Genomic DNA, 25,806 nt, shown 5'->3' on the forward strand with positions numbered 1-25,806 from the left:
CGGCTTTTTTTTACATAAAATCAAATGGTGTTATATTTTCCATTCCAATATTCGCATCGCTTACATCAAACGGCAGGAGCTTCTGAAGTTCATCTTCTTCTTCTGTAAATTTATTCAGCCTCTGTTTTAATGAAGTTTGGCGCTCAAGCTGATCTCTGTTTTCAATTCCGCGTATAAAGGCTTCTTCTTCCCCGCACATGATCAGGAATTTTTTGCTTCTAGTGATCGCGGTGTAAATCAAATTCCTGCGCAGCATACGGTAATAGCTCTTTACAACAGGCAGAACGACGATTGGAAACTCGCTTCCCTGCGATTTATGGATAGAACAGCAGTAGGCATGGGTGAATTGCGAAAAATCGGACCGGGTATAGGTGACTTCGTTTCCATCAAAGGAAACGACAATCATATCTTCTTTTTCCGTATTCTCTTTCGCGTAAAAGATGGATTCAATTTCGCCCATATCCCCGTTAAAAACGTTGCTTTCCGGCTGATTGACAAGCTGGAGCACTTTATCGCCGATCCGGTAGATGAGGTCGCCGAATTTCATTTCCCGCTTCGTGCTTGAGGCCGGATTAAAAATATCCTGCAGCAGAATATTGAGCTGGTCGATTCCCGCTGGTCCTCTGTACATTGGCGCCAGCACCTGAATATCCCGGGCCGTAAAGCCCTTTTTCTTCGCATTCTCGACCACTTTTCGAACAACTTCTTTAACCTGGCCGGAGGCGCATTTAATAAAGGACCGGTCTGAGGTCGGGGTTTTCAAGTCAGACGGGGTTTTCCCATCTTTTATGTGGTGAGCGAGCTCGATGATCGATGAACCTTCCGCTTGGCGGTAAATATCAGTCAGCCTGACAGTCGGCACTTCCTTTGAGGCAAGCAAGTCCCTTAAAACCTGACCGGGGCCGACAGAAGGAAGCTGGTCTTCATCGCCTACCATGACAACCTGGATCTGCTTAGGCAGTGATTTAAAAAGCTGATTGGCGAGCCAGATATCGACCATGGACATTTCATCAATGATTAAAAGTTTTCCTTCAATCGGATTGTCCTCATTGCGGTCAAATCCCTCCGATCCGTTCCAGCCAAGAAGCCTGTGGATGGTGACGGCGGGCATTCCGGTTGATTCGCTCATTCTTTTTGCAGCCCGGCCTGTGGGCGCGACGAGCAAAATCGGAAAAGGCTCATCCTTTTTATATTCGCCTGGATCCAATGAGCAGCCGTGCAAATCAGAGTATAGTTCGACAATTCCCCGAATGACGGTCGTTTTGCCGGTACCGGGTCCGCCTGTTAATAGCAGCATCGGTGTCATAAGCGCTCTTTGAATTGCTTCCTTTTGGCTTGGTGCATATGTAACCTTCATTCGTTCCTCGAGATTGCCGAGGGAAAGAAGGAATTCAGATTCCGGGAATAAGTCGTCATATTCCGTTTGCTCCAGGATTTGCTGGATGTGCTCGGCTACCTTCTTTTCAGAGTAGTAAAGGATTGGAAAGTAGATCCTTCCTTCATCCGCAATGAGCTGTTTGCTTTCAGCAAGAGCGGCAATTTGAGCAGAAATGCTTTCAGCGTTTACCTGTCCTTTATTTGAGGCACTAAGGAGCTGTCTTGTCTTCTCAACCAGCTGGTTCTCGGTGAGGTAGACATGTCCTTCCTGTGAACTGGACTGTTCAATGGTATATAGACAAGCGGCGTTGATCCGTTCAGGACTGCTGCCTGATATTCCTAAATGATGCGCCAGTTCATCTGCTTTTCCAAAGCCTATTCCCTCAACGTCTTTCACAAGCTGGAAGGGATTTTCCTGGATCTTTTCAAGCGTCTGATCCTGATATTGCTGGTAAATTTTCATCGAAAGCTGCGGGCCGAATCCAAATTGGGACAGGGAAATCATGATTTGCTCCAAACCCTGGTGCTGCTTTAACGTTTTGGCAAGGATATCGGCTTTTTCCTTGTTTACCTTAGGAATTTTATGAAGGACAGACGGATCCTGCATGATTTTTGAAATGGCGGATGTTCCAAGCTCCCCCACAATGATTTCAGCCGTTTTTTTTCCGATCCCTTTAAACAAATCGCTGGACAGGTACTGAATGATTCCTTCTTCTGTATTGGGGATATCTTTTCTGAAGTGGTCGGTCTGAAACTGCATGCCGAACTTCGGATGATGCTTGACGGCTCCATAAAAAAGGTAGGTCTCTTCTTCAGCAAGGAGAGGAAAATATCCGGTTACAGTGATTTCTTTCTCATCAAATTCCAGATTGGACTCCAGCAATTTTGCCTTCAGAACGGTATAGAGATTCTGTTCATTATGGAAAATAACCGCCCTGATGACCGCTTTAACATAAGGCTTTTCCTCATGATTAGCGCTGGAAAGCTCATCCATCGATATTTGCATTGCTTTTTCCTCCCCTCCTGCATGATTGCTTCTTTAAGATTTCCCCAGTGCATTTGCCATTAGCTTTTTGCCGTTCAATGCCAATACATGATCAGGCTGAATGGAAACAGCCTTTGAAAACATTTCATAGGCTTCCTGTCCTTTTTCTTCAAAGGAATAGGCTACTCCAAGGTTATAGTAGGCATCTGCGTGATTGGGCTCAAGCTCGATTACGTGCCGGAATTCTTTTGCAGCATGCTCGATTTGTCCTTGTGATGCCAGGCACAATCCGTATTGGAAACGTGCATCCGCATCTTCTCCGTTCATTTCAACCGCTCTCATAAAGTACGGAAGTGCTAATTTCTCTCTGCTGAGCTGGACGAGGGACATTCCTGTCATAAAATAAGCATCTGCTTCTTCAAGCCCATCATTCATTGCTGATGTAAATGATTTTGCTGCTTTATCAAATTCGCCTTTCTCGTAATAAACATTGCCTTTACCGTATTGGGCAGTAGCCAATTTAGGATCCAGCTCAAGGGCTTTGCTGAAAAAGTTTTCCGCTTTGCTGAATTCATTAATGGAAGCCAGAAGGTTGCCAAAATTTACATATAAAACCGGGTTGGAAGGGTCTTCACTGATTGCTTCCGTAAAATATTTAGCTGCCTGCTCCAACTCTCCCTCCTGCATGGATTGAATGCCTAACTGATTTTTATCCATCATCATTCTCCTAACGTTATGTAAAGTAAAAAGGACTGCTCAAATTTCGCCAGACCCATTCATACAGCGCTAGGCTGATTGGCCGAACATCCTTCGAGACAGTCCTGCTGTGCATTATCCCACGTACATTAATTTTTCGCTGTCTTTGAATAATTCATCGATCGTTCCTCCGCCCAGGCACACATCACCGTCGTAAAATACAACGGCCTGGCCTGGAGTCACCGCTCTAATCGGCTCGGCAAACGTTACTTTGGCTGTTGTTTCATCCAGCATGGTAACCGTTACTTTATTATCGCTTTGACGATAGCGGAATTTAGCTGTGCAATCAAGATCGCCTTCGGGTGCTTGACCTGAGCCCCAGCTGATGTCGGTTGCGATAATCGAGTCTGAATAAAGAAGGTCATTATGGAAGCCTTGATCAACGAATAGAATATTGCGTTTCAGGTCTTTTCCAATGACAAACCACGGTTCGCCGCTTCCGCCGATTCCAAGGCCGTGCCTTTGACCGATCGTATAATACATCAAGCCGTCATGCTTGCCCATTTTTACACCTGACAAGGTTTGCATTTCTCCAGGCTGGGCAGGAAGGTAGCCTCCCAGAAACTCCTTGAAATTCCGTTCACCGATAAAGCAGATTCCTGTGCTGTCCTTTTTAGCCGCTGTCGCCAATCCAGCTTCTGCAGCTATTTCGCGCACCTTGGATTTATCAATTCCGCCGAGCGGGAACATCACCTTTGAAAGCTGCTCCTGTCCGAGCTGATTTAAAAAATACGTTTGATCTTTGTTTTCATCGATGCCGCGAAGCATTTTATAAACGCCGTCCCGTTTTTCCACTCTTGCATAATGTCCTGTTGCAAGGTAATCGGCGCCGAGAGACATGGCATGCTCAAGAAATGCCTTGAACTTGATTTCTTTGTTGCACATCACGTCCGGATTTGGCGTTCTGCCTGCTTTATATTCATCAAGGAAATAGGTAAATACCTTGTCCCAGTATTGTTTTTCAAAATTTACTGCATAGTAGGGGATGCCGATCTGGTTGCATACCCGGATTACGTCGTTGTAGTCCTCCGTGGCTGTACAAACGCCGTTTTCATCGGTATCATCCCAGTTTTTCATAAAAATGCCGATCACATCATAGCCTTGCTCCTTTAGCATGAGCGCTGCGACAGATGAGTCAACTCCTCCTGACATTCCGACTACTACACGCGTGTCTTTTATTGCTTTTTCCATTTGCTCTCACCTCTATTCTAAGCTGTAATCCTTTTTACGATATCGGCTATTTTATGAGCAGCCTGCTCAACCTCTTCAACGGTATTCCCAAGTCCAAAGCTAAAGCGAATGGACGATGCCGGACGTTTGGAATTTTTTCCATACATAGCTGTAAGCACATGGGAAGGATCGATTGAGCCTGCCGTGCATGCAGATCCGCTTGACGCTGAAATTCCTGCTAAATCCAGGTTAACGAGAAAGGATTCAACATTTGTACCCGGAAAATATACATTCAGGACATGCGGGAGGCCTTTTTCAAGTGACCCATTCACTTCAAATGAAACCCCGTTGCTGCGAAAAACTTCAGCCATCTTATTTTTCATGGCCGTAAATTCCCGCACCTTGTTTTCCCTGGAATCTTCCGCCAGTAAAGCTGCCTTATGCAATCCCGCTGCTCCTGCTGCATTTTCAGTCCCTGCCCGTCTTTTAAGCTCCTGCTCACCGCCGAAAACACGGGGCTTCAGCTTAAGTCCGGTTTTAACATACAAAAAGCCAATCCCTTTAGGTCCATTAAGCTTGTGACCCGAAACTGACATCAAGTCGACCTGCAGCTCCTGTACGTTCAAGCTTAATATGCCGAACGCCTGAACGGCATCTGTATGGAAGACTGCCTGATGATTTTTAAGCCGTTCGCCGATTTCCTTTATCGGCTGAATGGTTCCAACTTCATTGTTTCCGTACATAACGGTAACAAGAATGGTTTCTTCGGTAAGCGCCTGATCGAAATCCTGCATGGAGATTTCTCCAGCTTCATTAACCGGAAGATACGTAACCTGGAATCCTTCCTTCTCCAAAAACTCACATGTGTGAAGAACAGCATGATGCTCAACAGACGTCGTGATAATGTGATTTCCTTTGGAGCGGTTTGCGTATGCGCTGCCGAGGATGGCGAGGTTATCGGCTTCTGTTCCACCGCTTGTAAAAATAATTTCGTTAGCCCTCGCACCGATTATTGAGGCAATCTCCTCTCTTGCTGTATCCAAAATACGCCGGCTTTCTCTGCCATGCGCATGGATGCTTGATGGATTGCCATATGTTTCGGCCATAAATGAAGTCATCGTATCTATTACAGCTGGATGCATAGGTGAAGTCGCTGCATGATCCAGGTATATTCGTGACATGTTCTCACCTCTTACAGGTTAAATGTAAAACATATAGGATTCCTGCTCGCCATCGGAATAGCTCGCAAGGTCTTCAAGAGTCGTACTGTCCAGGACATCCTTGACAGCATCCCGGATCCGGATCCATAACTGCCGTTTAGCCGGCTCTTCATCCTCCAAAACTTCTACAGGGCTGATCGGCCCTTCCAAAACCCGGATGATGTCCCCGGATGTGATGTTCTCAGGCTCATCTCCAAGTACATATCCGCCGTATGCGCCTCTGATGCTTTTGACAAGTCCTGCATTTCTTAAAGGAGCAATCAGCTGCTCTAAATAATGCTCGGACAAATCATTTGTCTGAGCGATGCTTTTAAGCGAGGTTGGTCCTTCGCCGTGTTTTTTTGCTAATTCAATCATAATCGTCAGACCGTATCTGCCTTTTGTCGATATTTTCAACCAAAACACCCCTAATCCGGTATCGTTCAAATTAATCAGACTGCTATATATCACAAAAAATCTATATAAATTCACACATCAAGCAATAATTTACTGTTTATGCATATTTGTAATTCCATGAAAACCTATGTCATTATACCATATTTAAGAGGGTGTCCGCTTGAAAACCGCAGGACCGATTGGAATATTATAATGAATTCAAGCTGCCATTGCAAAAATTCCGTACCGCAAATCAGCTGCCTGCAAACAAAGTGAAAACGTACTATAATAGGGAGCACACATGATACTTTTGGGAGAGATTGAATTGAAGCCTCTTGCTTATCGAATGAGACCAAGAAAATTGGATGGAATAATTGGACAAGAGCATTTAGTTGGTGAAGGCATGATCATTTCCAGGATGGTCAATGCCAGACACCTAAGTTCGATGATTCTTTATGGACCGCCCGGGATTGGGAAAACCTCCATTGCAACAGCGATTGCCGGAAGCACAGAAACGGCATTCCGGACATTAAATGCGGTCATTCATAATAAAAAAGATATGGAAATTGTCGTTGAGGAAGCGAAGATGTCAGGCAAAGTCATCCTGATTCTCGATGAGGTCCACAGGCTGGATAAGGCGAAGCAGGATTTTCTATTGCCTCATTTAGAAAACGGGAGAATTGTGCTGATTGGAGCTACTACGAGCAATCCCTATCATGCCATTAACCCTGCGATCCGGAGCAGATGCCAAATATTTGAACTGAAGGCTTTGACGGAGGCAGAAATTAAGGAGGCACTGTCAAATGCGATAGAGGATAGGGAACGGGGTTTTGGAGAAAAACACATTTCCATTTCTCCCGAAGCCCTGGATCACCTGGCTGCAGGAAGCGGCGGAGACGTAAGGTCATCTCTTAACGCATTGGAGCTTGCGGTTCTTTCAACCCCTGAAAATCCGGAAGGCGTCATCTCGATCGATTTAAAAACGGCCGAGCAGTGCCTGCAAAAGAAGGCATTTGCTCATGATAAAGACGGCGATGCCCACTATGATGTCCTCTCAGCTTTTCAAAAATCCATCCGCGGCTCAGATGTTAATGCAGCCCTTCATTACTTAGGCAGATTAATAGAAGCCGGCGATTTGGTGAGCATTGCAAGAAGATTGCTCGTCATTTCTTATGAGGACATTGGGCTGGCGAGTCCTCAAGCTGGTGCAAGGACGCTCGCAGCAATTGAATCAGCTGAACGTCTCGGATTTCCTGAGGCAAGAATTCCCCTTGCGAATGCAGTCATTGAATTGTGCCTGTCTCCGAAATCCAATTCTGCTTATAAAGCATTGGATGAGGCGCTTGCAGATATCCGATCCGGCAAATCCGGAGATGTTCCGGCACATTTAAAGGACGCCCATTATAAATCTGCGGGAAAACTCGGCCGCGGAATCGGCTATCAGTACCCGCATGACTTTGAAAACGGCTGGGTCAAGCAACAATACCTGCCGGATTCCATTAAAAATAAAACCTATTACACCCCAAAAACAACCGGGAAATTTGAACAGGCTCTTGCACAGGTCTACAAAAAGCTAAATGGACAGCAGCTTAAATAACAAGGGGCTGTCCAGAAAGTAGTTTTCAAAGCTGCTTTCGCTTTTGAATATGGATTGGTTGGGCTACTATTAAACTAAAACAGGGAAACGCTTAAAATGCGTCTCCCTGTTTTAGTTATTTTAGTTATTGTACTTTTCAGACGACCCCTTGTTCCCTAACACTTAAGCCTGGTTCACCGGCCGCACAATCACTTCATTCACATTCACATGATCCGGCTGGGACACGGCATAAAAAACAGCCTCTGCGATGTCTTTCGCTTCAAGCACCTTCATATCTTCAGGAATCATTTTCTTAAACATCCCTTGAACTTCCTCATCCGTAATATGGGTTGTCAATTCAGTCTGCACGGCTCCAGGAGATATATTTGTCACCTTAATAGCCGTTTCCGCCAATTCCTTTTCCATTCCCATGGACAGAGCCCGAACAGCATATTTTGTAGCACTGTAAACAGCGGATGTCGGGAATACTTCATGCCCTGCTACAGAGGAAACGTTCACTACATGTCCTCGTCCGGCTTCAAGCATTTCCGGAAGTACAGCATGCACTCCGAACAATACTCCTTTAATGTTCACATCCACCATCTGCTCCCATTGATCAACAAGGTCATTTTTAAGGAAAGACAGCAGCATGACTCCTGCATTGTTAATAAGGATATCCACTTGTCCGAATTTTTCTTTCGCCTGTTTCACAAGCTGCTCTACATCTTCCCTTGATGTTACATCCGTTGAGATAGCAAGCACTTCCGATGAAAAGGATTCTTTCAGCTCGTTTGCCAATGTGGAAATACGGTCTTCGCGGCGTGCTGCCAGAACAATATTTGCTCCTTCAGAAGCCAATTTTTTCGCGATCGCTTCTCCGATCCCGCTGCTTGCACCCGTAATAATTGCTGTTCTTCCTTTAATTGAATTCATGATTATCTCTCCCTTATATTCGACTCCCTATCTTTACCCTTTTTCAACTGGAAATAACAAAAAGGAGAGCATTAAAAAAAGCAGCATCAGTGGCTGCTTTAATCATTTACCCGGCTTATTTTAATATCTTTAAGCAATTTCATAATCACATGGCCGCCCATAATGAGGCCTGCAACAGAGGGAACCCAAGCGTTGGAAGAAGGCGGCATTTTTGCTTTGCGGATAGGGGCATCCTCTTTACCAACCACCTTGCGGACATCCTCGCGGATCACAATTGGGCTTTCATCCGAAAACACAACCTCAATCCCTTTGTGAATTCTTTCTTTTCTCAGTCTCGTGCGGATGACTTTGGCTATTGGATCCGTATGGGTTTTTGAAATATCCGCTACTTTAAACCTTGTCGGATCGGTTTTGTTTGCAGCACCCATACTGGAGATAATCGGAATGTCTCGTTTCAAGCATTCTTTCATTAAATGAATTTTGTATGAAATGGTGTCTGATGCATCAATCACATAGTCGAGCCCATAGCTGAAAAATTCCTCATAGGTTTCTTCCGTATAAAACATTTTCAGTGAGATTACTTCACACTCAGGGTTAATTTCCTTTACGCGGTCTCTCATTAAATCCGCTTTCGGCTTGCCCACTGTAGACACAAGCGCGTGAATCTGGCGGTTTACATTGGTGATATCCACATCATCTTTGTCCACTAATATTAAACGGCCAACTCCGGAGCGTGCGAGAGCTTCTGCCGAAAAAGAGCCGACCCCGCCAATTCCGAGTACAGCAACCGTACTGTTTTTTAAGATTTCAATGCCTTCCTGGCCAATCGCTAGTTCGTTTCTGGAAAACTGGTGCAGCACATTCATTCACTCCATTGCTGTATGTTTTATTGGTTTTTTACCTCATAAAAAACTGCATGAGCACCCTTGCCCATGCAGGTTATTGATTATTTCGATGGGCTAAGTCCCAATCGTGCCGTCGTGTTTATCCTTTGTTTTGAACCCGCTCTCAGCAGGTGGGTGCCCTGTTTTGAAAGTTCGCAAGTCCTTACAAAAGGCGTTTGCTCATTTCAAAAACGCGAGCTCCCAATCAAAAAATTGTTCGGTCAAAATGCAAGGTATCCAACGAACACATCAGGACTTTTCCCCGTCTTTTAGAAGATTATACTATATGGATTTTCCGTTTTCAAGGGAAAACAGGAGGGGCAGTCCTCCTGTTTTCTGTGTTCACTTTGTCTTTCTGGCAATATGAAGATCGTCAAGCTGGGCGTCGCTTGCCTGGCCAGGAGCATCCGTCATCATGCAGCTCGCACTCGCTGTTTTAGGAAAGGCAATGGTATCGCGCAAATTGGTTCTACCCGCAAGCAGCATTACAAGGCGGTCAAGACCGAGTGCAATTCCGCCATGCGGAGGAACGCCATACTCAAAGGCTTCAAGTAGGAATCCGAATTGATCCTCTGTCTGTTCCTTGCTCATGCCTAGCAGGGTAAACATTTTTTCCTGAATTTCTTTTTCAAAAATACGGATGGATCCTCCGCCAAGCTCATAGCCGTTCAATACTAAATCATATGCTTGTGCGATCATTCCGGCAGGATCGCTTTCAAACTTATCCAGATGCTCGCGCACAGGCATCGTGAACGGGTGATGGGCAGCGTAGTATCGGTTTTCTTTTGCATCGAATTCCAGAAGCGGCCAGTCCACTACCCATAGGAAGTTGAACTTGCTTTCATCAATCAGTTCAAGTTCTTTCCCCAGTTTTAGACGGAGCGCGCCTAGAGAATCGGCTACTACTGATTTCCGATCTGCAACGAAAAGCAGCAAATCGCCAATTTCTGAATCAGCCGTTTGAATTAAAGCCGCTTGCTCTTCCTCTGAGAAGAACTTCGCGATTGGTCCTTTTAAGCCGTCCTCTTCCTGTTTCAGCCAGGCAAGCCCTTTTGCGCCGTATGGCTTAACGAATTCAGTAAGGGCGTCGATATCTTTTCTGGAATATTTTGAAGCACCGGCTTTCACGGTAATCAGCTTCACTTCTCCTCCAGATTCCACAGCGCTGCTGAATACTTTAAAGCCGCTGTCTGCCACAAGCTCTGAGACATTTACAAGTTCCATTCCGAAGCGCGTATCAGGCTTGTCGGAACCGAAGCGGGACATGGCTTCATCAAAGCTCATTCTTGGAAGAGGAAGAGAGATTTCCATACCCTTCGCCTCTTTCATCACGTGAGCCATCATGTGCTCTGCCATTTCCATAATTTGATCCTGGCTCATGAAGGAGGTCTCAATATCCACTTGGGTAAATTCAGGCTGGCGGTCTGCACGCAAATCTTCATCACGGAAGCAGCGGGCAATTTGATAATACTTTTCAAACCCAGATGCCATCAGCAATTGCTTGAAAAGCTGCGGAGATTGAGGAAGCGCATAAAATTCCCCTTCATGGACACGGCTTGGTACAAGATAATCACGTGCACCCTCTGGTGTGCTCTTCGTCAAAATCGGGGTTTCAACATCCAGAAAACCATCATTGTCAAGGAAAGAACGAATGGCCTTTGTCACATCATGACGCATTTTAATTGTATTGAATAATGCAGGTCTTCTTAGATCTAAGTAGCGGTATTTGAGACGAACATCCTCTGATACTTCTTCCGATTTATCCTCGATCATAAAAGGAGGGGTTTTAGAAGCGTTTAGTATGGAAACGGATGAAGCGTGCACTTCAATGCTCCCTGTTTTTAAATTCGGGTTAACGGTTCCCTCCGCTCTTCCCGTTACAGTCCCTTCAATATCAAGGACATATTCACTGCGTACATTGTTTGCCGTCTCCCAGGCTCCTTTTGCCTCTTCAGGATTGACAACAATTTGGACGATGCCCGTTCTGTCGCGCAAATCAATAAAAATCAGTCCGCCAAGATCGCGTCTCTTCTGAACCCAGCCTTTCAAAACTACTTTTTCGCCAATGGCTTCCGGTGCAACTTCCCCGCAATAATAAGTCCTTCCAAACATGTAAACCTCTCCTTACTTTCAATTAAAATCGTTTTAATCAGTGAAACTTATTTCCCGTTCTTTCGGGATAAAATGACTTCCGCAAGGTCTGATATGGAAACTTCCTGCTGCTCTCCTGATTCCATATCTTTTAGCGTAATCGCTTCTCTTTCAAGCTCATCTTCACCAAGAACCGCGACAAATCGAGCCTGTAAACGGTCTGCTGATTTGAACTGGCCTTTCAGTTTTTTGTTCTCGTAGTCTCTTTCAGCGGACAAGCCCGCTTTTCTCAGATGATTTAGAATCAAAACGGAACGGTCTTTTGCCTTGTCGCCCATGTATGCAACATAACAATCAATTGCGGACTGTATAGGAAGCTCTGCCTGTTCAGCATCAATCGCTGCGAGGAACCGCTCCAGACTCATCGCAAAACCGATTCCGGGAATTTCCGGTCCGCCCATCTCTTTTACGAGACCGCTGTAGCGGCCGCCGCCGGCAAGAGTCGTTATAGCACCGAATCCTTCCGCGTTGCTCATAATTTCAAAAGCGGTATGATTGTAATAATCAAGCCCGCGTACAAGGTTTTTATCAACCGTATATTCAACGTCCAGTTCTTTCAGGTAAAATTTCACCTTTTCGAAATACGCTGCGGACTCTTCATTTAGATATTCAAGAATGGATGGCGCCGATTGAACAAGCTCATGCTCCCGGTCTTTTTTGCAGTCAAGAATTCTAAGTGGATTTTGAGCAAGACGCTTTTGGCAGTCTGCACAGAACTCCCCTATTCTTGGCTGGAAATGCTGAACAAGCGCTTCTCTGTGTGCCGAGCGGCTATCCTGATCCCCAAGGCTGTTAATGACAAGCTTTAAGTTTTTCAAACCGGCTTTTTGATACACGCTCATTGCCAAAGAAATAACCTCTGCATCAATTGCTGGATCCTCGCTGCCAATCGCTTCGATACCGAATTGAACAAATTGACGGTAGCGGCCTGCCTGTGGTCTTTCATAACGGAACATCGGTCCAATGTAGTAAAGCTTGACAGGCTGCTGCGCTGCTGCATGCATTTTGTTTTCTACAAAAGATCTTACAGCAGAAGCTGTTCCTTCCGGACGAAGGGTAATGCTCCTTCCTTTGCGGTCTTCAAAGCTGTACATTTCTTTTTGTACGATGTCCGTTGATTCGCCGACGCTTCTTAGAAATAATTCTGTGTGTTCAAAGATTGGGGTTCTTATTTCCTTGTACTGATAAATGCTGCATACTTCTCTTGCAATATTTTCAATAAATTGCCACCGCTCAGATTGTCCCGGCAAAATATCCTGTGTCCCTCTTGGAACTTGAAATGCCATTTTTCATCACTCCTGCGTTCTTAAAAATAATGATTCTGATAAAATCCGCTTCCAGCACTCTTTTTTCAGCGGTAACTCCCGAAATCACATCGCGTTCCAATCAGCTTCGAACTTTAATGAGCTAAAATAAAAAAACTCCCATCCCTGCATTATCGCAGGGACGAGAGTTAATACCCGTGGTTCCACCCTAGTTGAAGCCTCATGATTCAGGCTTCCGCTCATAACCTTTAACGCCGGCTGCGTCCTTATCCTACTAAGCTCCTGCTTTTCAGAAAGAAACCTAAGGAGTGTTCGTTCATTGGATCATCATGGAGAAATGCTTTCAGCCAAGGCATTTCATCTCTTTCCACGTGTAGTTCCAGCTACTTTTCTCCCTCACTGGTTGTTCATATGTATAACCTTCAAGATTCGAATTTTATCTTATCATACGCATGCACGCTTGTCATGTCAAGATTGGTGTAAATGTTTTTTCAAATCTCTTACCTCTCTTAATGTTAAACCAAATTCCGAAGCAAGCTCCATTGGGGCGCTATCCTTCTCCACCTTTGAGAGGGCATGCAGGTCGGCTGAAAACAAATTTCCCGGTGACTGATGGGCCCATTCTCCTTTTTCACTGTATCTCATTCTGAAAGCCCCTTTCGTAAGATTCATTTTAGCTTGCCCAAATTGACGAAAAATTATTTCAAACGAACCAGGGATTTGACGATATAATGATAGAAGTGAAGGTTAAAAAGGGGGTTCTTATGTATAAAAAAATAGTTAGCGCAGCTTTGTGTGCGATTCTGCTCTTCTCACTCATTCCAGCAGAGCCGTTTTATGCAGAGGCTGCTCCGAAGGAAACGGCGAAAATTTTAAATGACACCCTTAATATTCGCAAAGGACCAGGATTAAGCTATGGAATTGAGGCAATTGCACGCAAAGACGAAAAGTATGGTGTTCTTGAAAAAAACAAGGAATGGGTAAAACTTGATCTGCCTGGAAACCGGACAGGCTGGGCGGCCACTTGGCTTGTGGAAATTCAGTCCCCATCACAAGTAAAAACCGTATACTCAAATGCCGAAGATGTCAGGATTCGCAAGGGACCGGGAACCGGCCATGCAATCGTCGGCACCTTCCCTTATGGAAAACAGGCTGTGCTTCTGAAAAAAGAAGGGGAATGGACAAACATCTCGTTTAACGGGGTAACTGGGTGGATTTCCTCCCGCTATGCTTCTTCATCCATTAAGGATTCGAAAGAAAAAACGGACGTTAAAGGACCATCAGGATACATAACTGCGACCTCCCTAAATGTAAGATCCGCCCCTTCTTCTGCAAGCTCATTGCTTGGTTCAGTAACAAAAGGGACTAAGGTTGCCATTTTGAAGTCGGAGGGCAGCTGGCTTAGAATTTCCTATAGCGGAAAGACAGGCTGGGTAAGCCGGGATTTTGTAAAAAGCGGCAGTCTTGAAAGCCAGATTAAAACTGGGAAAACAGGGATCGTTACAGCTGCATCCTTAAACGTCCGGAATGCTCCTTCCCCTACTGGCGGGTTATCTGGAAAAGTCGTAAAAAATGAACAGGTATCCATCCTTGAAGAAAAAAACAGCTGGACGAAAATCCGATTTAACGGAAGTCAGACAGGCTGGGTTTCATCGCTTTATATTAAAGCTTCAGAAACAGGATCACAACAGGATACAGCTCCCAAAAACAGCGGAGCAATCCGGCTGATCTCAGACGGGACGAATATTCGCTCCTCCGCTTCTGTGAACAGCTCTGTCATTGCCAGAGGGACAACAGGTCAGACATACACCGTCCTTTCACTGCAAAACGACTGGTACAAAATTAAGCTGCTTGATGGCAGGACAGGCTATGTGGCAGGCTGGCTTGCTGAGGATGCGGAATTTGGCAAAACCGTCAATCGGCCAGGAGAGTCAAAGTCCCTCAAGGGAAAAACGATTGTAATTGACCCAGGACACGGAGGTATAGACGGGGGTACGTCAGGATCCGGCGGAACCCTTGAAAAATCTCTGACGATGAAAACAGCCGGCTACCTTTCAGGCGAGCTGCAGTCAGAGGGCGCCAATGTCGTCATGACTAGAAGCTCTGATCTGTATATCAGCCTAAGCTCAAGGGTCAATTCAGCTCAGTCGAGGTCAGCGGATGCCTTTATCAGCCTCCATTACGACAGCAGCTCGAATAAAGCAGTTAGAGGGATGACGGTTTATTATTATCATTCATCCGGCCAGAAATTAGCTCTCCCGGTAAAAGAGGAATTGATTAAGAATACAAGATCAGCAGATCGCGGTGTCCGTTTCGGGGATTACCATGTCATACGGGAAAACAGCAGGCCATCCATCTTAATCGAGCTCGGATATTTAAGCAGCATCACAGATGAAATGACGGTCAACTCAAGCTCCTTTCAGAAAAATGCCGTTCACGGCATAACGGAAGGACTTAAAGACTATTTCAGCCAGCAATAACAAAACTGTAAAATGCATCAAAAAAGGAAGCCGCAGAGGCTTCCTTTTTTGATGCTATTTCTTTCCTCTTTCAGAGCTGTCCACAATCAGGGTTACAGGCCCATCGTTTATAAGCGAAACATCCATCATCGCCCCAAACGTTCCGGTCTCAACCACCAGACCGAGCTGTCTCAGTTCATCGTTAAACTGCTCATATACCGGTTCAGCTATGTCCGATTTGGCTGCAGCCATAAAATTCGGTCTTCTCCCTTTTCGGCATTCTCCATAAAGGGTAAATTGCGATACGGATAAAACCTCCCCTTTTATATCAAGAAGCGAGTGGTTCAGTTTTTCCTCATCATCTTCAAAAATTCGAAGGTTCGCAAGTTTATCAGCCAAGTATTTCGCATCATCTGCCGTGTCATCATGTGTGACACCGACAAGAACCATAATCCCCCGGCCAATCTTCCCTGTGGAGCTGCCGCCGACAGTAACCTCTGCTTCCTTTACACGCTGAAGAACAATCTTCATTGAAAAGAACCCTCACTTTAGTTCATCAATCTTCTAACAGAGTAAATATCTGAAATTTGTTTAATTCTTTCAACCACCTTATGAAGGTGGTTGATGTTTGCAATGGAAAGAGCCATATGAATGGTTGCGACCTTATTCCGGTCCGATCTGCCGGAGACCGAAGAAATATTGGTTTTTGTTTCATTCACTGCCTGAAGCACTTCATTCAGAAGCCCTCTGCGGTCATAGCCCATGATTTCAATTTCAACGTTATATTCTTTCCTGCCGTCAATCTGATGCTCCCATTCAACCGGGATTAGCCGGTCCTTTGCATCATCTGCCTGGATATTCGTGCAATCGTCACGATGAACGGATACGCCCCGCCCTTTCGTAATAAATCCGACAATTTCATCTCCAGGTACCGGATTGCAGCATTTGGACAGCCTGATTAAGAGGTTGTCAATGCCTTTGACTCTTACACCGGCATCCCTCTTCTTCTGAGAAGGATACTGCTTTGATTCAGTCACCACTTCTTCAACGGCTTTTTCCTGCTCCTCAAGGTCGCGCTTTTTGCGCCATTTTTCCGTCAGGCGGTTCGCTACTTGCAGAGCTGTAATTCCGTTGTAGCCTACTGCTGCAAACATATCTTCATCATTGGCAAAATTGAATTTTTCATAAACCCGTTTAACGTTGTCGGAAGCAAGGATCTCTTTCAAATCAAAATCCATGTTCTTGATTTCTTTTTCGACCCATTCCTTCCCTTTTTCAACGTTTTCTTCACGGCGCTGTTTCTTGAAAAACTGTCTGATCTTATTTTTAGCCTGTGAAGTCTGGGCAAGCTTTAGCCAATCCTGACTCGGTCCGTACGAATGCTTGGAGGTCAGAATTTCAATAATGTCCCCTGTTTTCAGTTTATAATCAAGGGTCACCATTTTGCCGTTTACTTTTGCACCAATTGTTTTATTGCCGATTTCTGAATGAATTCGGTAGGAGAAATCAATCGGTACAGATCCGGATGGAAGCTCAATAACGTCTCCTTTTGGCGTAAATACAAACACCATATCAGAAAATAAGTCGATTTTCAGGGATTCCATAAATTCTTCCGCATTTGTGGATTCATTCTGGAACTCAAGAATTTCTCTGAACCATGTCAATTTCTTTTCGAGAGAAGCATGGTCATCCAATTCTTTTCCTTCTTTGTATGCCCAGTGGGCGGCAATCCCGTATTCAGCAATGTGGTGCATATCCATCGTACGGATTTGGACTTCCAAAGGATCGCCTTTAGGGCCGATCACGGTCGTATGAAGGGATTGATACATGTTTGGCTTCGGCATTGCAATATAATCTTTAAAGCGGCCGGGCATTGGTTTCCAGCACGTATGAATGATTCCCAGAACGGCATAGCAATCCTTAATGCTGTTAACTACGATCCTGACTGCGAGCAAATCGTATATTTCATTAAATTGTTTATTCTGGAGAACCATTTTTTTATAAATGCTGTAAATATGCTTTGGCCGGCCGGAAAATTCAGCTGCAATCTGAACTTCCTGCACACTGTTTTTAACGTCATTAATGACCTCGTCCAAATATTCCTCGCGCTCTGCCCGTTTCTTTTTCATCAGATTCACAATCCGGTAGTACTGCTGAGGATTTAAATATCTGAGAGCTGTATCTTCAAGCTCCCACTTAATCTTGGAAATCCCGAGTCTATGGGCTAGAGGAGCAAAAATTTCCAGCGTTTCATTTGAAATTCTCCGCTGCTTCTCCTGCGGCAGATGCTTAAGAGTTCTCATGTTGTGAAGACGGTCCGCAAGCTTTATCAGGATCACCCTGATATCCTGGGCCATTGCAACAAACATTTTCCGATGGTTCTCTGCCTGCTGCTCTTCATGGGATTTGTATTTAATCTTTCCGAGCTTTGTCACTCCATCAACCAGCATGGCCACTTCATCGCTGAATGCCTTGCGGATATCGTCCAGAGTCACATCTGTATCTTCAACCACATCATGCAAAAAACCGCCGGCTATAGTGGAGGGGTCCATATCAAGATCCACTAAAATACCCGCTACTTGAATAGGATGAATTATATAGGGTTCACCGGATTTACGGTACTGCTCACGATGTGCTTCCTCTGCAAAATCGTAAGCTCTCCGGATAAAATCAAGATTGTCGTCAGCCAAATACCGCTTCGCCCGTTCGATCACCTGTTCAGCGGTTAGGACTTGTTCATTCGCCATGGAATCACCTTTTTTGAAGAAAACTTTATTGTACCTATTATCGTGAAAAAAAAGAGTTCTGTAAAGGGTAAGGAAAAGAATTCGATTGGATATCCGGTTTACGGGGGTAGTAGATGGTTGTATTTCACCTTATTTTCAGGCTTTGTCTGCGCTTACATTGTATTTTTAAAAAAGATTTTTATCATTGAATTATTTATCCATCTTTTTTAGCTATTCGAAAAAAAACTGACCGCAGGCGGCCAGTTTTCCTCAAATAAATTTTAATATTGCATTAATGTCATAACATCGTAGCCATCAAGCTTTTTGCGGCCATCAAGATAGGAGAGCTCGATAAGGAATGCCATTCCCGCAACTACTCCACCAAGCTCTTCAACAAGCTTAATCGTCGCTTCTATTGTTCCGCCTGTTGCAAGCAGATCGTCCGTAATCAGCACTCTTTGACCAGGCAGGATGGCATCTTTATGAATAGTGAGAACATCTTTGCCGTATTCAAGGCCGTAATCTACTTTAATTACGTCGCGCGGAAGCTTTCCTTCTTTTCTCACAGGGGCAAATCCTACTTCCAGTGCATATGCCACTGGACATCCGATAATAAATCCGCGCGCCTCAGGACCGACAACGATATCAATTTGCTTTTCACGGGCAAATTCAACAATCTGATCTGTAGCATATTTATAGACTTCGCCTTTATCCATAAGTGTCGTAATGTCCTTGAAACGGATTCCGGGTTTCGGATAGTCCTCGACGATCGTTACATATTGTTTTAAATCCATCTTTCGTTTTTCCTCCTCAAACTTGAACAGGCTTAGAAGATCTGCTTATCCGTTCATCAAACCACTCGAGTAACTCACGGTAAGAGGAATACAGCAGCCTGTTTTCCAGCTCCATTTGATCTTTTTTCTTTTTATAGGCAATCGATTCACTTAAATCGCGTTTTCCACCTTGTCGATTAATTGAAATCAGACCATTAGTTATTGTAACAAAATCCAGCTCAAAAAACACCTTAGACATAAAATCTATTGTATCTGCTGTCCAGCCCTTGTGCTTTGCAAGCTCCGCACCATGCCTTTTCAAGTCAAAATTGTCTCTTTTTGCAAGAAATCCATAAAACCATTTAAAATGCTCCCGTGTTGGCAGCGTGGAAAAAAAGTGGTCTTCTGTCTGGATGAAGAAAGCATATATTCTCTCAGGCATGCCTTGTACAAAAAGAGCTGTCAGGGCATCAAGATCTTCCGGAACATCCATAAACACAGCGTATCGTCCGGTAAGATCTATTTTTTCCGCTTCTTCAGCGCTTTGAACGAAGAGACAGTCAGATGCAGCCCCATCCTTGATGAGCTGCTGCCTCGTTGCTTCTTTAAACGCAATTAACTGAGCCTTTGAATTTGATATCCGGTCCAATACGGTTTTCAGCTGGCGGGCACCGCGATGATCAAATAGCTGCCATCCGTCGACTGCGGCATCCTGCAGCATAAATTGAGGCTTGCGGAAATTATTCCATTCGTTCACGGAAAGCTGGCCAACGACAGACACTTTGGAGACGGGCGAAATTTCGTCATGCAAGTACCCAAAACCGAAGCCTACACAATCGACCTGAGAAGCATCCTGTTCAAGGGTAAGCTTCAGATGATTCTGGTTCGAGCCGATTTTCCTCATCCCGGTCACTGTTAAATCCTCGATCATAACAACGGGCTTGGGATTGTTCATTCCAAATGGAGCGAGCAAATTCAGTTCTTCAATCGTTGAAAGAGTCACATCTTCCAATTTGCAGGAGAGATCGACCTTTGTTAAAGGTATGAAATCTTCTTCTTTCAGCTGATTTTTCGCAAGCATGTTCAGCCTTTCCCGGAGCTCGTCTATATCCTCTGCAGCAAGCGTCATTCCTGCCGCCATCGGGTGCCCCCCGAAATGAGGAAGCAGCTCACGGCATTCCGAAAGATTTTTAAAAAGATCAAACCCGGCAATGCTTCTTGCCGAACCCTTCGCTTTCATCCCTTCTTCATCCAAACAAAGAATAATCGCCGGCCGGTAAAATTTATCTACAAGCTTTGAGGCAACGATTCCCACTACACCGGGGTTCCATCCTTTATTCGCAAGAACAAGAACGGGATATTCCTCCGGAGGATAGTGTGTTTCAGCCATCTCAATTGCCTCTTGGGCAATATCCTGAACAATTTTTTGCCTTTCGCGGTTGAGACCGTCAATTTCAGCAGCAAGTTCCGAAGCTTTAAGAGAATCAGCTGTGCGCAGCAGTTCTACAGCAGGGTCTGCCGATTGGAGCCTGCCGACTGCGTTGATTCTCGGAGCAATGGCAAAACCAACTGTTTCTTCGGAAAGCTGGCTGTCCTTCGAGGCGGCCTGCTGAAGCAGCGCTTTGATCCCGGGACGAGTCGTCTTTTTCAATAATTCAATGCCTTTGAACGCAATCAGCCGATTCTCTCCATGCAGAGATACTAAATCAGCGATTGTCCCAATGGCTGCCAGCTCTAGAAATGAATCCTGGACCGTCCCAAGGAGAGCTTGAGAAACCTTTAACGCGACCCCTACTCCCGCAAGCTCTTTAAATGGATACTCGCTGCCAGGCAGCTTTGGATGCACTAGAGCGAGGGCATCAGGCAAAACCGGACCTGCTTCGTGGTGATCCGTGATAATTAAGTCTACTCCGATTTCTTTTGCATACTCTGCCTCATCTACAGCAGAAATCCCGGTATCGACCGTAATAATCAGCGAAACGCCTGCTTCCTTTTGTTTGAAAAATGCCTCTTTATTCGGACCATACCCCTCTGTAAACCGGTTCGGTATGTAGAAGTCTGCGTCAGCTCCGATTTGCTTCAGCGTCTCCAGCATCACAACGGTTGAGGTCACACCATCTGCGTCATAATCACCGTACACGCAGATCTTTTCCTTATTTTCAACGGCTCTTTTTATTCTTGCAGCAGCTTGTTCCATTCCATTCATTAAAAATGGATCATGAAATTCCTGGTCTTCCATATATAAAAATGCTTTTGCAGCCTCGGGTTCTTCGATTCCCCTGTTTACAAGCAAAGAAGCAACCAAATTCGTGATTCTCAAGCTGTCTGCTAACTTTTCTGCCTTATCGGCATCCGCACCTGTGACGGACCATCGGGCTTTAGGTTTTAACATTTCTTCACCCCTCAATTACTCTATTATACTTGAGGCAGGTAGCCGATACAAACTGGATGTGGGCTGAAGATGGAGTAGAATGAATAGCCAGCCGTTAAAGCAGTTTATGAAAATTGGAAAAAAATTCATGACTGCTGTACAATAATTCATTATAGAGTTATAGAAATATTGGAGGTTCTTTCAAATGAAGAATAAGGATCAGTCAGCAAAAAAAGAGATAACTGAAACATGGTGGTTCCTCATGGTATGCGTATTCATAGCAGGATTTATTTCTGTCTTTATTCTAAGATAGATCTATAAAAGATCATCAGCTTGCTCCTTTACAAAAACGATCCTTTCTCCATTTCTCAGGCGAACGGCTCTTTTTCCGGTATAGCCATGTTTAAGCAGTCTCCTTGATAAGACAGAGATGAAGAATCCGTGGGACACAACTAGAACATGCCTGCTGTTTTGAGATTCCAGCTCAGAAATGTATTGATCTGCCCTGTCAGCAGACTGTTTTCTCGTTTCGGATTGAGAAGAATGTGAGAAAAACCAGGCGAGCCTGCCGAAGACGATCCACAGGAAATATGGAAGCGTGAAAGATGTCTGCAAGAAAGGTGAAAGCGGAATTTCCCTCAAGCATGGAGTGATATGAGCCGGGCCGTAAAGAGCAGCGGCGGTATCGGAGGCTCTTGTCATATTGCTTGAGTGGCAGCTGTCCCAGTTTTCTGCAGTCTTTATGCTATAAGGCTCGCATATAGGAGAATGATCGTAGCGGATGCACCATTCAGAAAACTCTTTTGATGTCATCATTTTTTTAGGCGGACAATCTACTTTAAAATGTCTAATAATCGTTACCTTCAAACCAATCAATCTCCCAAGCTCTTTTTTTGAAATTTTACCATAATAAGGGAGAGTGCGGACTGTTTCCAAAAAGATTCTTTAATGCCCCTTAAAAAAATAATCCTTCCAGGAAAGGAAAGGATTATTCCTTAAGAGAATGCAGAAGCATAAGACCCGCTCCAGTTAAGCCGGCGGTATCGTTTAAAGCACTTACTGATATCCGCTTTGAAATCGGTTCATTCCGAAGGGAGCGGTACCCATCCAGCTCACGGCAAATTTCGGCAGCAAGCCTGCGGTTCCGGTTCATAACGCCGCCCCCAAGGACAATTCGGTGAGGATCAATCAAACAGATGATGGAATAAACGGATTTGGCCAAACGGGCAATCATTTTCTCCGTTTCCTTTGCCTGCTCCCCTGCAAGAAGGTAATCAAACAGCTCCATTTTCTCCTCCATTAATTTTCCGCTGAAAGCTTTAACCTTTTCGGAAATGGCTGATCCGGAAGCCACCTCTTCCAGAGTTCGGTAAACGAAAGTGCCGTCACCTGCCTCTTCCTCCACATACATTCCAATTTCCCCGGCCATTCCTGCCCCTCTAAAAAAAGCTCCGTTATGAATGATGCTGCATGCAATGCCTGTACTTACTGTCATAAAAACAAACGTTTCATTTTTTTCCCCGCCCAGATTGTACCACTCCGCATAAGACGCCATACAAACATCGTTATCAAGCAGGACCGGCATGCCGAAGTCTTCCTGAAGTTTTTCTGAGAGAGGAAAGCTCCTCCATGGAAGGTTATTGGAAAACAGAGCAAGCCCTTTTTCTCTATCAATTAAACCAGGTGAGCCTGCCCCAATGCCGGCAATCCGCTCCAGTTGAATATCAGATTTGGCGATGACTTCGCCAATGCACTCCCTAACCCGCTCATACATTTCTGATTCGCTGGAGGGAGCAGAAGGGCGAATGGTCACTGAACCGCACTTCCCAGACTCAAATACGAGTCCCGCCGCTATCTTGGATCCGCCAATGTCCAGTCCGATTGCGCAATCCATACCATTTTCCTCCCAGCTATAATGGAATGTGAACCACTTGTGTTAAGTTTTTCGGCAGATCCGGATTTAGATTAAGAAATCTCGCCCTATAATAAGCTATTTTCTGAACATAAGGCATGGCGAGAACCGAATGATGATCCGCTGTTCCGGCAGGCAGGGCGAATGATTCTGTTACCCTCTCCCTGTCCTCTTCCGTGAGGTCCGGTCCGAGATAATACACCGCTGCTCCAAGCTTCCTGCAGTCTTCGAGAAGAGGCAAATCATATTTCACCGTAGACCTGGAGCCAAGGAGAATGATCGCTGTTTTCGTACCCGCTATCGAGATCGGACCGTGCCGGAATTCTAGAGAACAATAGCTTTCACATACCGTTTGTGTCATTTCCTTCAGCTTTAGAGTGGCTTCCTTGGCCAGGCCGTTGTACATTCCGCTGCCTAAGTAGATTACATTCTCCCATTCATTACTCTCAGAAAATTTCTTCACCTTTTCTGAAAGGCTTAAAGCCTCTTTCATTTTTTCAGGAAGAGTTTTTAATTCGTTCCATGCAGCAGGGTCACCGGCGATATGTGCAGCATAAAGCTGAAGAGAATACAGCATGGCAGAAAAGCTTTGGGTCATCACTACACTCTTTTCATTCACGTGAGAGAGAATAATCGCTTCATCACAGCTTATGCAAAGGGGAGAATCCTCATTGCACGTTACCGCTATAGTCGATATATTTTTCCTGCCGCGTACCGTTTTCACAGCTTCTACTGCCTCAGATGTGGTGCCGGATCTTGATATGACCGCAATCTGATAGTCTGAATCGTTGGCTAATGCTTCGTCTGGACAGAGAATCAGCTCAGAAGCCGGAACTGCTGCTGCAGGTCGGCCTGTTATTTTCTGATAATATTTAGCTGCACTGTGGGCTAAATAAAAAGAGGTTCCGCACCCTGTAAAAAGAAGAATCGTTCCGGGTTTTAATTCTTTAAGGGACCTGTCGCTGACAGAATGAAAGGTTTTTTCCATTATTTCCGGCTGATCGTTTATTTCATCCAGCGTATAGCTATTCATGCTAACCCCTCCTAAATAAATGGGTGAATTACAGGTTATAAACCTGAACCGTATGTTTAATATGTTCATAGTTTTCAATCCGGACCGTACCGGCTGTCCATTCCATCGCATTTGCAGCACCCGCGGCTGTCCCGCTGATTATGGCTTCTTTCCAGCAGCGCCCTTTGTAAAGCGCCGCTGTAAACCCTGCCAGAAATGCATCACCGCATCCGGTCGGATTAACGGCATGAACCTTTGGGGCCGTTGCAAATAGAGTGATTCCCTTGCTGTGAAAAATTGAGCCCCTGCTGCCAAGCGTAAGAGCGACCGCATTTGCACCACCATCGGATGCCGCTTTAACATCCTTTGCAATCTCTTTCACATCAATCGCGTCATAATCCCTGCCAAATAAACTGCCCAGCTCCCCGAGATTTGGTTTTATTAGAAAAGGCTTTGTCTGGAGTGCTTTTTCCAGTGTCTTCCCGCCCGTATCAAAAATAATCCTGGCTCCCTTGGCAGCAGCTCTTTCTGCAGCTTCGATGTACGAGTCCTCATTGAGGCCGCCAGGAAGACTTCCGGAAAATAGAACATACTGACTTTCAGCTGCAAGCTCCGTTAAATCTTTTTCTAAAAACCGATGCCATTCAGCAGGGGTTATTTCGGGACCCTTTTCCAGCAGTTCCGTTTGGATGCCGGCACAGCCTGGATCAGCGATGGAGTGACAGGCCCTGCTTTCATCTTCTATTTCTGTGAAGCGGCTATCAATAGAGCGCCGAAGCAGGGAATCTACGATAAACCGGCCATTTTCTCCCCCTGCAAAGCCTGCAGCTGTAACGGGAATTTGAAGTGCGTGGAGTACTTTGGCAGCATTTACTCCTTTACCGCCAGGCTCTTTGAAAACCTGCTGAATCCGGTTAATCTCATTTTTCCTGAACCCCGGAATGAGATAGGTCAGATCGGCAGCTGCATTCAGCGTAATCGTTGTGATCATTATAAAACCCGCTGTTTTTCTATCAATACCGAGATTTTTTCTTTCACCAGCTCCTCGACATTTTCCCTTGCTGACATAAAATATTTTCTAGGATCCGATGCAGTTGGATGACTTTGCAAATAGTGTCTAAGCTCGGCTGCAAACGCAAGCTTTAACTCGGTTGAATAATTAATTTTTGCAATTCCGCAGTTTATTGCTTTCCTAATGTCCTCATTACTTACACCTGATGCACCGTGCATCACCAGCGGAATTCCTGAGGCATCCTTAATGGCCTCAAGCAGCTGGAAATCCAAATCAGGTTCGTCTGCATATACACCGTGTACCGTGCCAAAGGATGGGGCGAGGAAGTCGATTCCCGTACGCTTTGCAAACTCTCCCGCCAAGGAAGGATCTGTGTACATTAGCCGGTCTGTTTTTTCTCCGTTCCCTTCGTTTCTCGCAATGGACCCAAGCTCTGCTTCAACCGGAATGCCCATCGCGTGGGAAGCCTCGGTTACTTTCTTTACCAGGTGGACATTTTCTTCAAAATCAAGGGATGAACCGTCAATCATGATAGACGTATAGCCCGCCCGGAGGCACTGCATCGCGATGTGAAAGGTATCCCCGTGGTCAAGATGAAGAGCTACAGGGATCTTCGCCTTTTCAGCTAAATTTTTAACTGCCGCAACTGTGTAATCAAGACCCATATAACGGACCGTATCAGGTGTTGTCTGAAGGATCACAGGTGAATTCATACGCTCTGCACCATGAATAACAGCCTTCATGATTTCAAGGTTATGAACAGCAAAGGCCCCAATCGCATACCCATTTTCAAAAGCATCCATTACGATTTCTTTTGGCGTCACAAAAGACACGTTCATTCCTCCTGTT

At 45.1% G+C, this 25,806-nt stretch carries 21 protein-coding genes, 1 other RNA gene and 1 other annotated feature; of the genes, 2 read left to right on the plus strand and 20 right to left on the minus strand.

The features are described from left to right. Nucleotides 1–10: 10 nt before the first annotated feature. The 5 genes from recD2 to cymR form a co-directional block, all read right to left on the minus strand. Nucleotides 11–2,383: an SF1B family DNA helicase RecD2 gene (gene recD2, locus AS29_RS02635; protein WP_035405227.1), complete on the minus strand. Its 2,373-nt coding sequence runs from the start codon at nt 2,381–2,383 to the stop codon at nt 11–13. 33 nt (nt 2,384–2,416) lie between these two features. Next, complete coding sequence (locus tag AS29_RS02640; RefSeq protein ID WP_035405228.1) at nt 2,417–3,079, minus strand: tetratricopeptide repeat protein; 663 nt, start codon at nt 3,077–3,079, stop codon at nt 2,417–2,419. A 114-nt stretch (nt 3,080–3,193) separates the two neighbouring features. Next, the gene (gene mnmA / locus AS29_RS02645; RefSeq protein ID WP_035405229.1) at nt 3,194–4,309 is read right to left on the minus strand and encodes a tRNA 2-thiouridine(34) synthase MnmA; all 1,116 of its coding nucleotides are present in this window, start codon (nt 4,307–4,309) and stop codon (nt 3,194–3,196) included. 17 nt (nt 4,310–4,326) lie between these two features. Beyond that, on the minus strand, nt 4,327–5,469 hold the full coding sequence (locus AS29_RS02650; protein WP_035405230.1) for a cysteine desulfurase family protein: 1,143 nt from the start codon (nt 5,467–5,469) through the stop codon (nt 4,327–4,329). Between the two features lie 18 nt (nt 5,470–5,487). Further along, the gene (gene cymR, locus AS29_RS02655; protein ID WP_035405231.1) at nt 5,488–5,904 is read right to left on the minus strand and encodes a cysteine metabolism transcriptional regulator CymR; all 417 of its coding nucleotides are present in this window, start codon (nt 5,902–5,904) and stop codon (nt 5,488–5,490) included. Between the two features lie 304 nt (nt 5,905–6,208). Here cymR and AS29_RS02660 point away from each other — a divergent pair, with 304 nt between their 5' ends. Continuing rightward, complete coding sequence (locus tag AS29_RS02660; protein WP_035405378.1) at nt 6,209–7,480, plus strand: replication-associated recombination protein A; 1,272 nt, start codon at nt 6,209–6,211, stop codon at nt 7,478–7,480. A gap of 162 nt (nt 7,481–7,642) precedes the next feature. Here the strand turns inward: AS29_RS02660 and AS29_RS02665 are convergent, their stop codons facing one another. The 6 genes from AS29_RS02665 to AS29_RS21535 form a co-directional block, all read right to left on the minus strand. Next, nucleotides 7,643–8,392, minus strand: a complete 750-nt coding sequence (locus AS29_RS02665) for an SDR family oxidoreductase (RefSeq protein ID WP_035405232.1) — start codon at nt 8,390–8,392, stop codon at nt 7,643–7,645. 98 nt (nt 8,393–8,490) lie between these two features. Next, a complete protein-coding gene (locus tag AS29_RS02670; protein WP_035405233.1) occupies nt 8,491–9,252 on the minus strand; it encodes a tRNA threonylcarbamoyladenosine dehydratase in 762 nt (253 codons plus the stop codon). Nucleotides 9,253–9,351: 99 nt separating this feature from the next. Then, nucleotides 9,352–9,535, minus strand: a non-coding RNA gene (gene ssrS, locus AS29_RS02675) — 6S RNA. Between the two features lie 83 nt (nt 9,536–9,618). Next, entirely contained in the window at nt 9,619–11,388 is a 1,770-nt protein-coding gene (gene aspS, locus AS29_RS02680; RefSeq protein ID WP_035405235.1) for an aspartate--tRNA ligase, read from the minus strand. 47 nt (nt 11,389–11,435) lie between these two features. Beyond that, the gene (hisS, locus tag AS29_RS02685) at nt 11,436–12,713 is read right to left on the minus strand and encodes a histidine--tRNA ligase (protein WP_035405237.1); all 1,278 of its coding nucleotides are present in this window, start codon (nt 12,711–12,713) and stop codon (nt 11,436–11,438) included. A gap of 153 nt (nt 12,714–12,866) precedes the next feature. After that, nucleotides 12,867–13,101 (minus strand) — a binding site (T-box leader). 59 nt (nt 13,102–13,160) lie between these two features. Next, nucleotides 13,161–13,337: a hypothetical protein gene (locus tag AS29_RS21535; RefSeq protein WP_197491566.1), complete on the minus strand. Its 177-nt coding sequence runs from the start codon at nt 13,335–13,337 to the stop codon at nt 13,161–13,163. A gap of 119 nt (nt 13,338–13,456) precedes the next feature. On the opposite strand from AS29_RS21535, the gene AS29_RS02690 reads away from it, so the two are divergent. Continuing rightward, nucleotides 13,457–15,172 carry an SH3 domain-containing protein gene (locus tag AS29_RS02690; protein ID WP_035405238.1) on the plus strand — a complete coding sequence of 572 codons (1,716 nt, stop codon included), beginning with the start codon at nt 13,457–13,459 and terminating at the stop codon, nt 15,170–15,172. Between the two features lie 54 nt (nt 15,173–15,226). Here AS29_RS02690 and dtd read toward each other — a convergent pair whose 3' ends face one another. The 9 genes from dtd to AS29_RS02735 all read right to left on the minus strand — a co-directional run bounded on the left by dtd (nt 15,227) and on the right by AS29_RS02735 (nt 25,790). Continuing rightward, nucleotides 15,227–15,682, minus strand: a complete 456-nt coding sequence (dtd, locus tag AS29_RS02695; protein ID WP_035405239.1) for a D-aminoacyl-tRNA deacylase — start codon at nt 15,680–15,682, stop codon at nt 15,227–15,229. Nucleotides 15,683–15,699: 17 nt separating this feature from the next. Beyond that, nucleotides 15,700–17,898 carry a RelA/SpoT family protein gene (locus AS29_RS02700; RefSeq protein WP_035405240.1) on the minus strand — a complete coding sequence of 733 codons (2,199 nt, stop codon included), beginning with the start codon at nt 17,896–17,898 and terminating at the stop codon, nt 15,700–15,702. A 260-nt stretch (nt 17,899–18,158) separates the two neighbouring features. Next, nucleotides 18,159–18,671, minus strand: a complete 513-nt coding sequence (locus AS29_RS02705; protein WP_035405241.1) for an adenine phosphoribosyltransferase — start codon at nt 18,669–18,671, stop codon at nt 18,159–18,161. Between the two features lie 16 nt (nt 18,672–18,687). After that, entirely contained in the window at nt 18,688–21,042 is a 2,355-nt protein-coding gene (gene recJ / locus AS29_RS02710) for a single-stranded-DNA-specific exonuclease RecJ (protein WP_035405242.1), read from the minus strand. A gap of 294 nt (nt 21,043–21,336) precedes the next feature. After that, a complete protein-coding gene (locus tag AS29_RS02715) occupies nt 21,337–21,957 on the minus strand; it encodes a histidine phosphatase family protein (RefSeq protein WP_051860553.1) in 621 nt (206 codons plus the stop codon). A 52-nt stretch (nt 21,958–22,009) separates the two neighbouring features. After that, a complete protein-coding gene (locus AS29_RS02720; protein ID WP_035405243.1) occupies nt 22,010–22,915 on the minus strand; it encodes an ROK family protein in 906 nt (301 codons plus the stop codon). Between the two features lie 16 nt (nt 22,916–22,931). Next, nucleotides 22,932–23,966: an SIS domain-containing protein gene (locus tag AS29_RS02725; protein WP_035405245.1), complete on the minus strand. Its 1,035-nt coding sequence runs from the start codon at nt 23,964–23,966 to the stop codon at nt 22,932–22,934. A gap of 28 nt (nt 23,967–23,994) precedes the next feature. Beyond that, nucleotides 23,995–24,936 carry a 1-phosphofructokinase family hexose kinase gene (locus tag AS29_RS02730; RefSeq protein WP_035405246.1) on the minus strand — a complete coding sequence of 314 codons (942 nt, stop codon included), beginning with the start codon at nt 24,934–24,936 and terminating at the stop codon, nt 23,995–23,997. Next, nucleotides 24,936–25,790 (minus strand): class II fructose-bisphosphate aldolase, encoded by an 855-nt coding sequence (locus AS29_RS02735; RefSeq protein WP_197491567.1) that lies wholly within the window; start codon nt 25,788–25,790, stop codon nt 24,936–24,938. The genes AS29_RS02730 and AS29_RS02735 overlap by 1 nt, the downstream gene beginning before the upstream one ends. Between the last annotated feature and the right edge of the window lie 16 nt (nt 25,791–25,806).

It is taken from the genome of Bacillus sp. SJS (assembly GCF_000732485.2).
GTDB lineage: Bacteria > Bacillota > Bacilli > Bacillales > Bacillaceae > Metabacillus_B > Metabacillus_B sediminis.

Bases quoted from the DNA above. Each gene is read 5' to 3' on its own strand.
- recD2 (WP_035405227.1), bottom strand. From the start codon at position 2,383: ATGCAAATATCGATGGATGAGCTTTCCAGCGCTAATCATGAGGAAAAG.
- AS29_RS02640 (WP_035405228.1), bottom strand. From the start codon at position 3,079: ATGGATAAAAATCAGTTAGGCATTCAATCCATGCAGGAGGGAGAGTTG.
- mnmA (WP_035405229.1), bottom strand. From the start codon at position 4,309: ATGGAAAAAGCAATAAAAGACACGCGTGTAGTAGTCGGAATGTCAGGA.
- AS29_RS02650 (WP_035405230.1), bottom strand. From the start codon at position 5,469: ATGTCACGAATATACCTGGATCATGCAGCGACTTCACCTATGCATCCA.
- AS29_RS02665 (WP_035405232.1), bottom strand. From the start codon at position 8,392: ATGAATTCAATTAAAGGAAGAACAGCAATTATTACGGGTGCAAGCAGC.
- aspS (WP_035405235.1), bottom strand. From the start codon at position 11,388: ATGTTTGGAAGGACTTATTATTGCGGGGAAGTTGCACCGGAAGCCATT.
- hisS (WP_035405237.1), bottom strand. From the start codon at position 12,713: ATGGCATTTCAAGTTCCAAGAGGGACACAGGATATTTTGCCGGGACAA.
- AS29_RS21535 (WP_197491566.1), bottom strand. From the start codon at position 13,337: ATGAGATACAGTGAAAAAGGAGAATGGGCCCATCAGTCACCGGGAAAT.
- AS29_RS02690 (WP_035405238.1), top strand. From the start codon at position 13,457: ATGTATAAAAAAATAGTTAGCGCAGCTTTGTGTGCGATTCTGCTCTTC.
- dtd (WP_035405239.1), bottom strand. From the start codon at position 15,682: ATGAAGATTGTTCTTCAGCGTGTAAAGGAAGCAGAGGTTACTGTCGGC.
- AS29_RS02700 (WP_035405240.1), bottom strand. From the start codon at position 17,898: ATGGCGAATGAACAAGTCCTAACCGCTGAACAGGTGATCGAACGGGCG.
- AS29_RS02705 (WP_035405241.1), bottom strand. From the start codon at position 18,671: ATGGATTTAAAACAATATGTAACGATCGTCGAGGACTATCCGAAACCC.
- recJ (WP_035405242.1), bottom strand. From the start codon at position 21,042: ATGTTAAAACCTAAAGCCCGATGGTCCGTCACAGGTGCGGATGCCGAT.
- AS29_RS02720 (WP_035405243.1), bottom strand. From the start codon at position 22,915: ATGGATTGCGCAATCGGACTGGACATTGGCGGATCCAAGATAGCGGCG.
- AS29_RS02725 (WP_035405245.1), bottom strand. From the start codon at position 23,966: ATGAATAGCTATACGCTGGATGAAATAAACGATCAGCCGGAAATAATG.
- AS29_RS02730 (WP_035405246.1), bottom strand. From the start codon at position 24,936: ATGATCACAACGATTACGCTGAATGCAGCTGCCGATCTGACCTATCTC.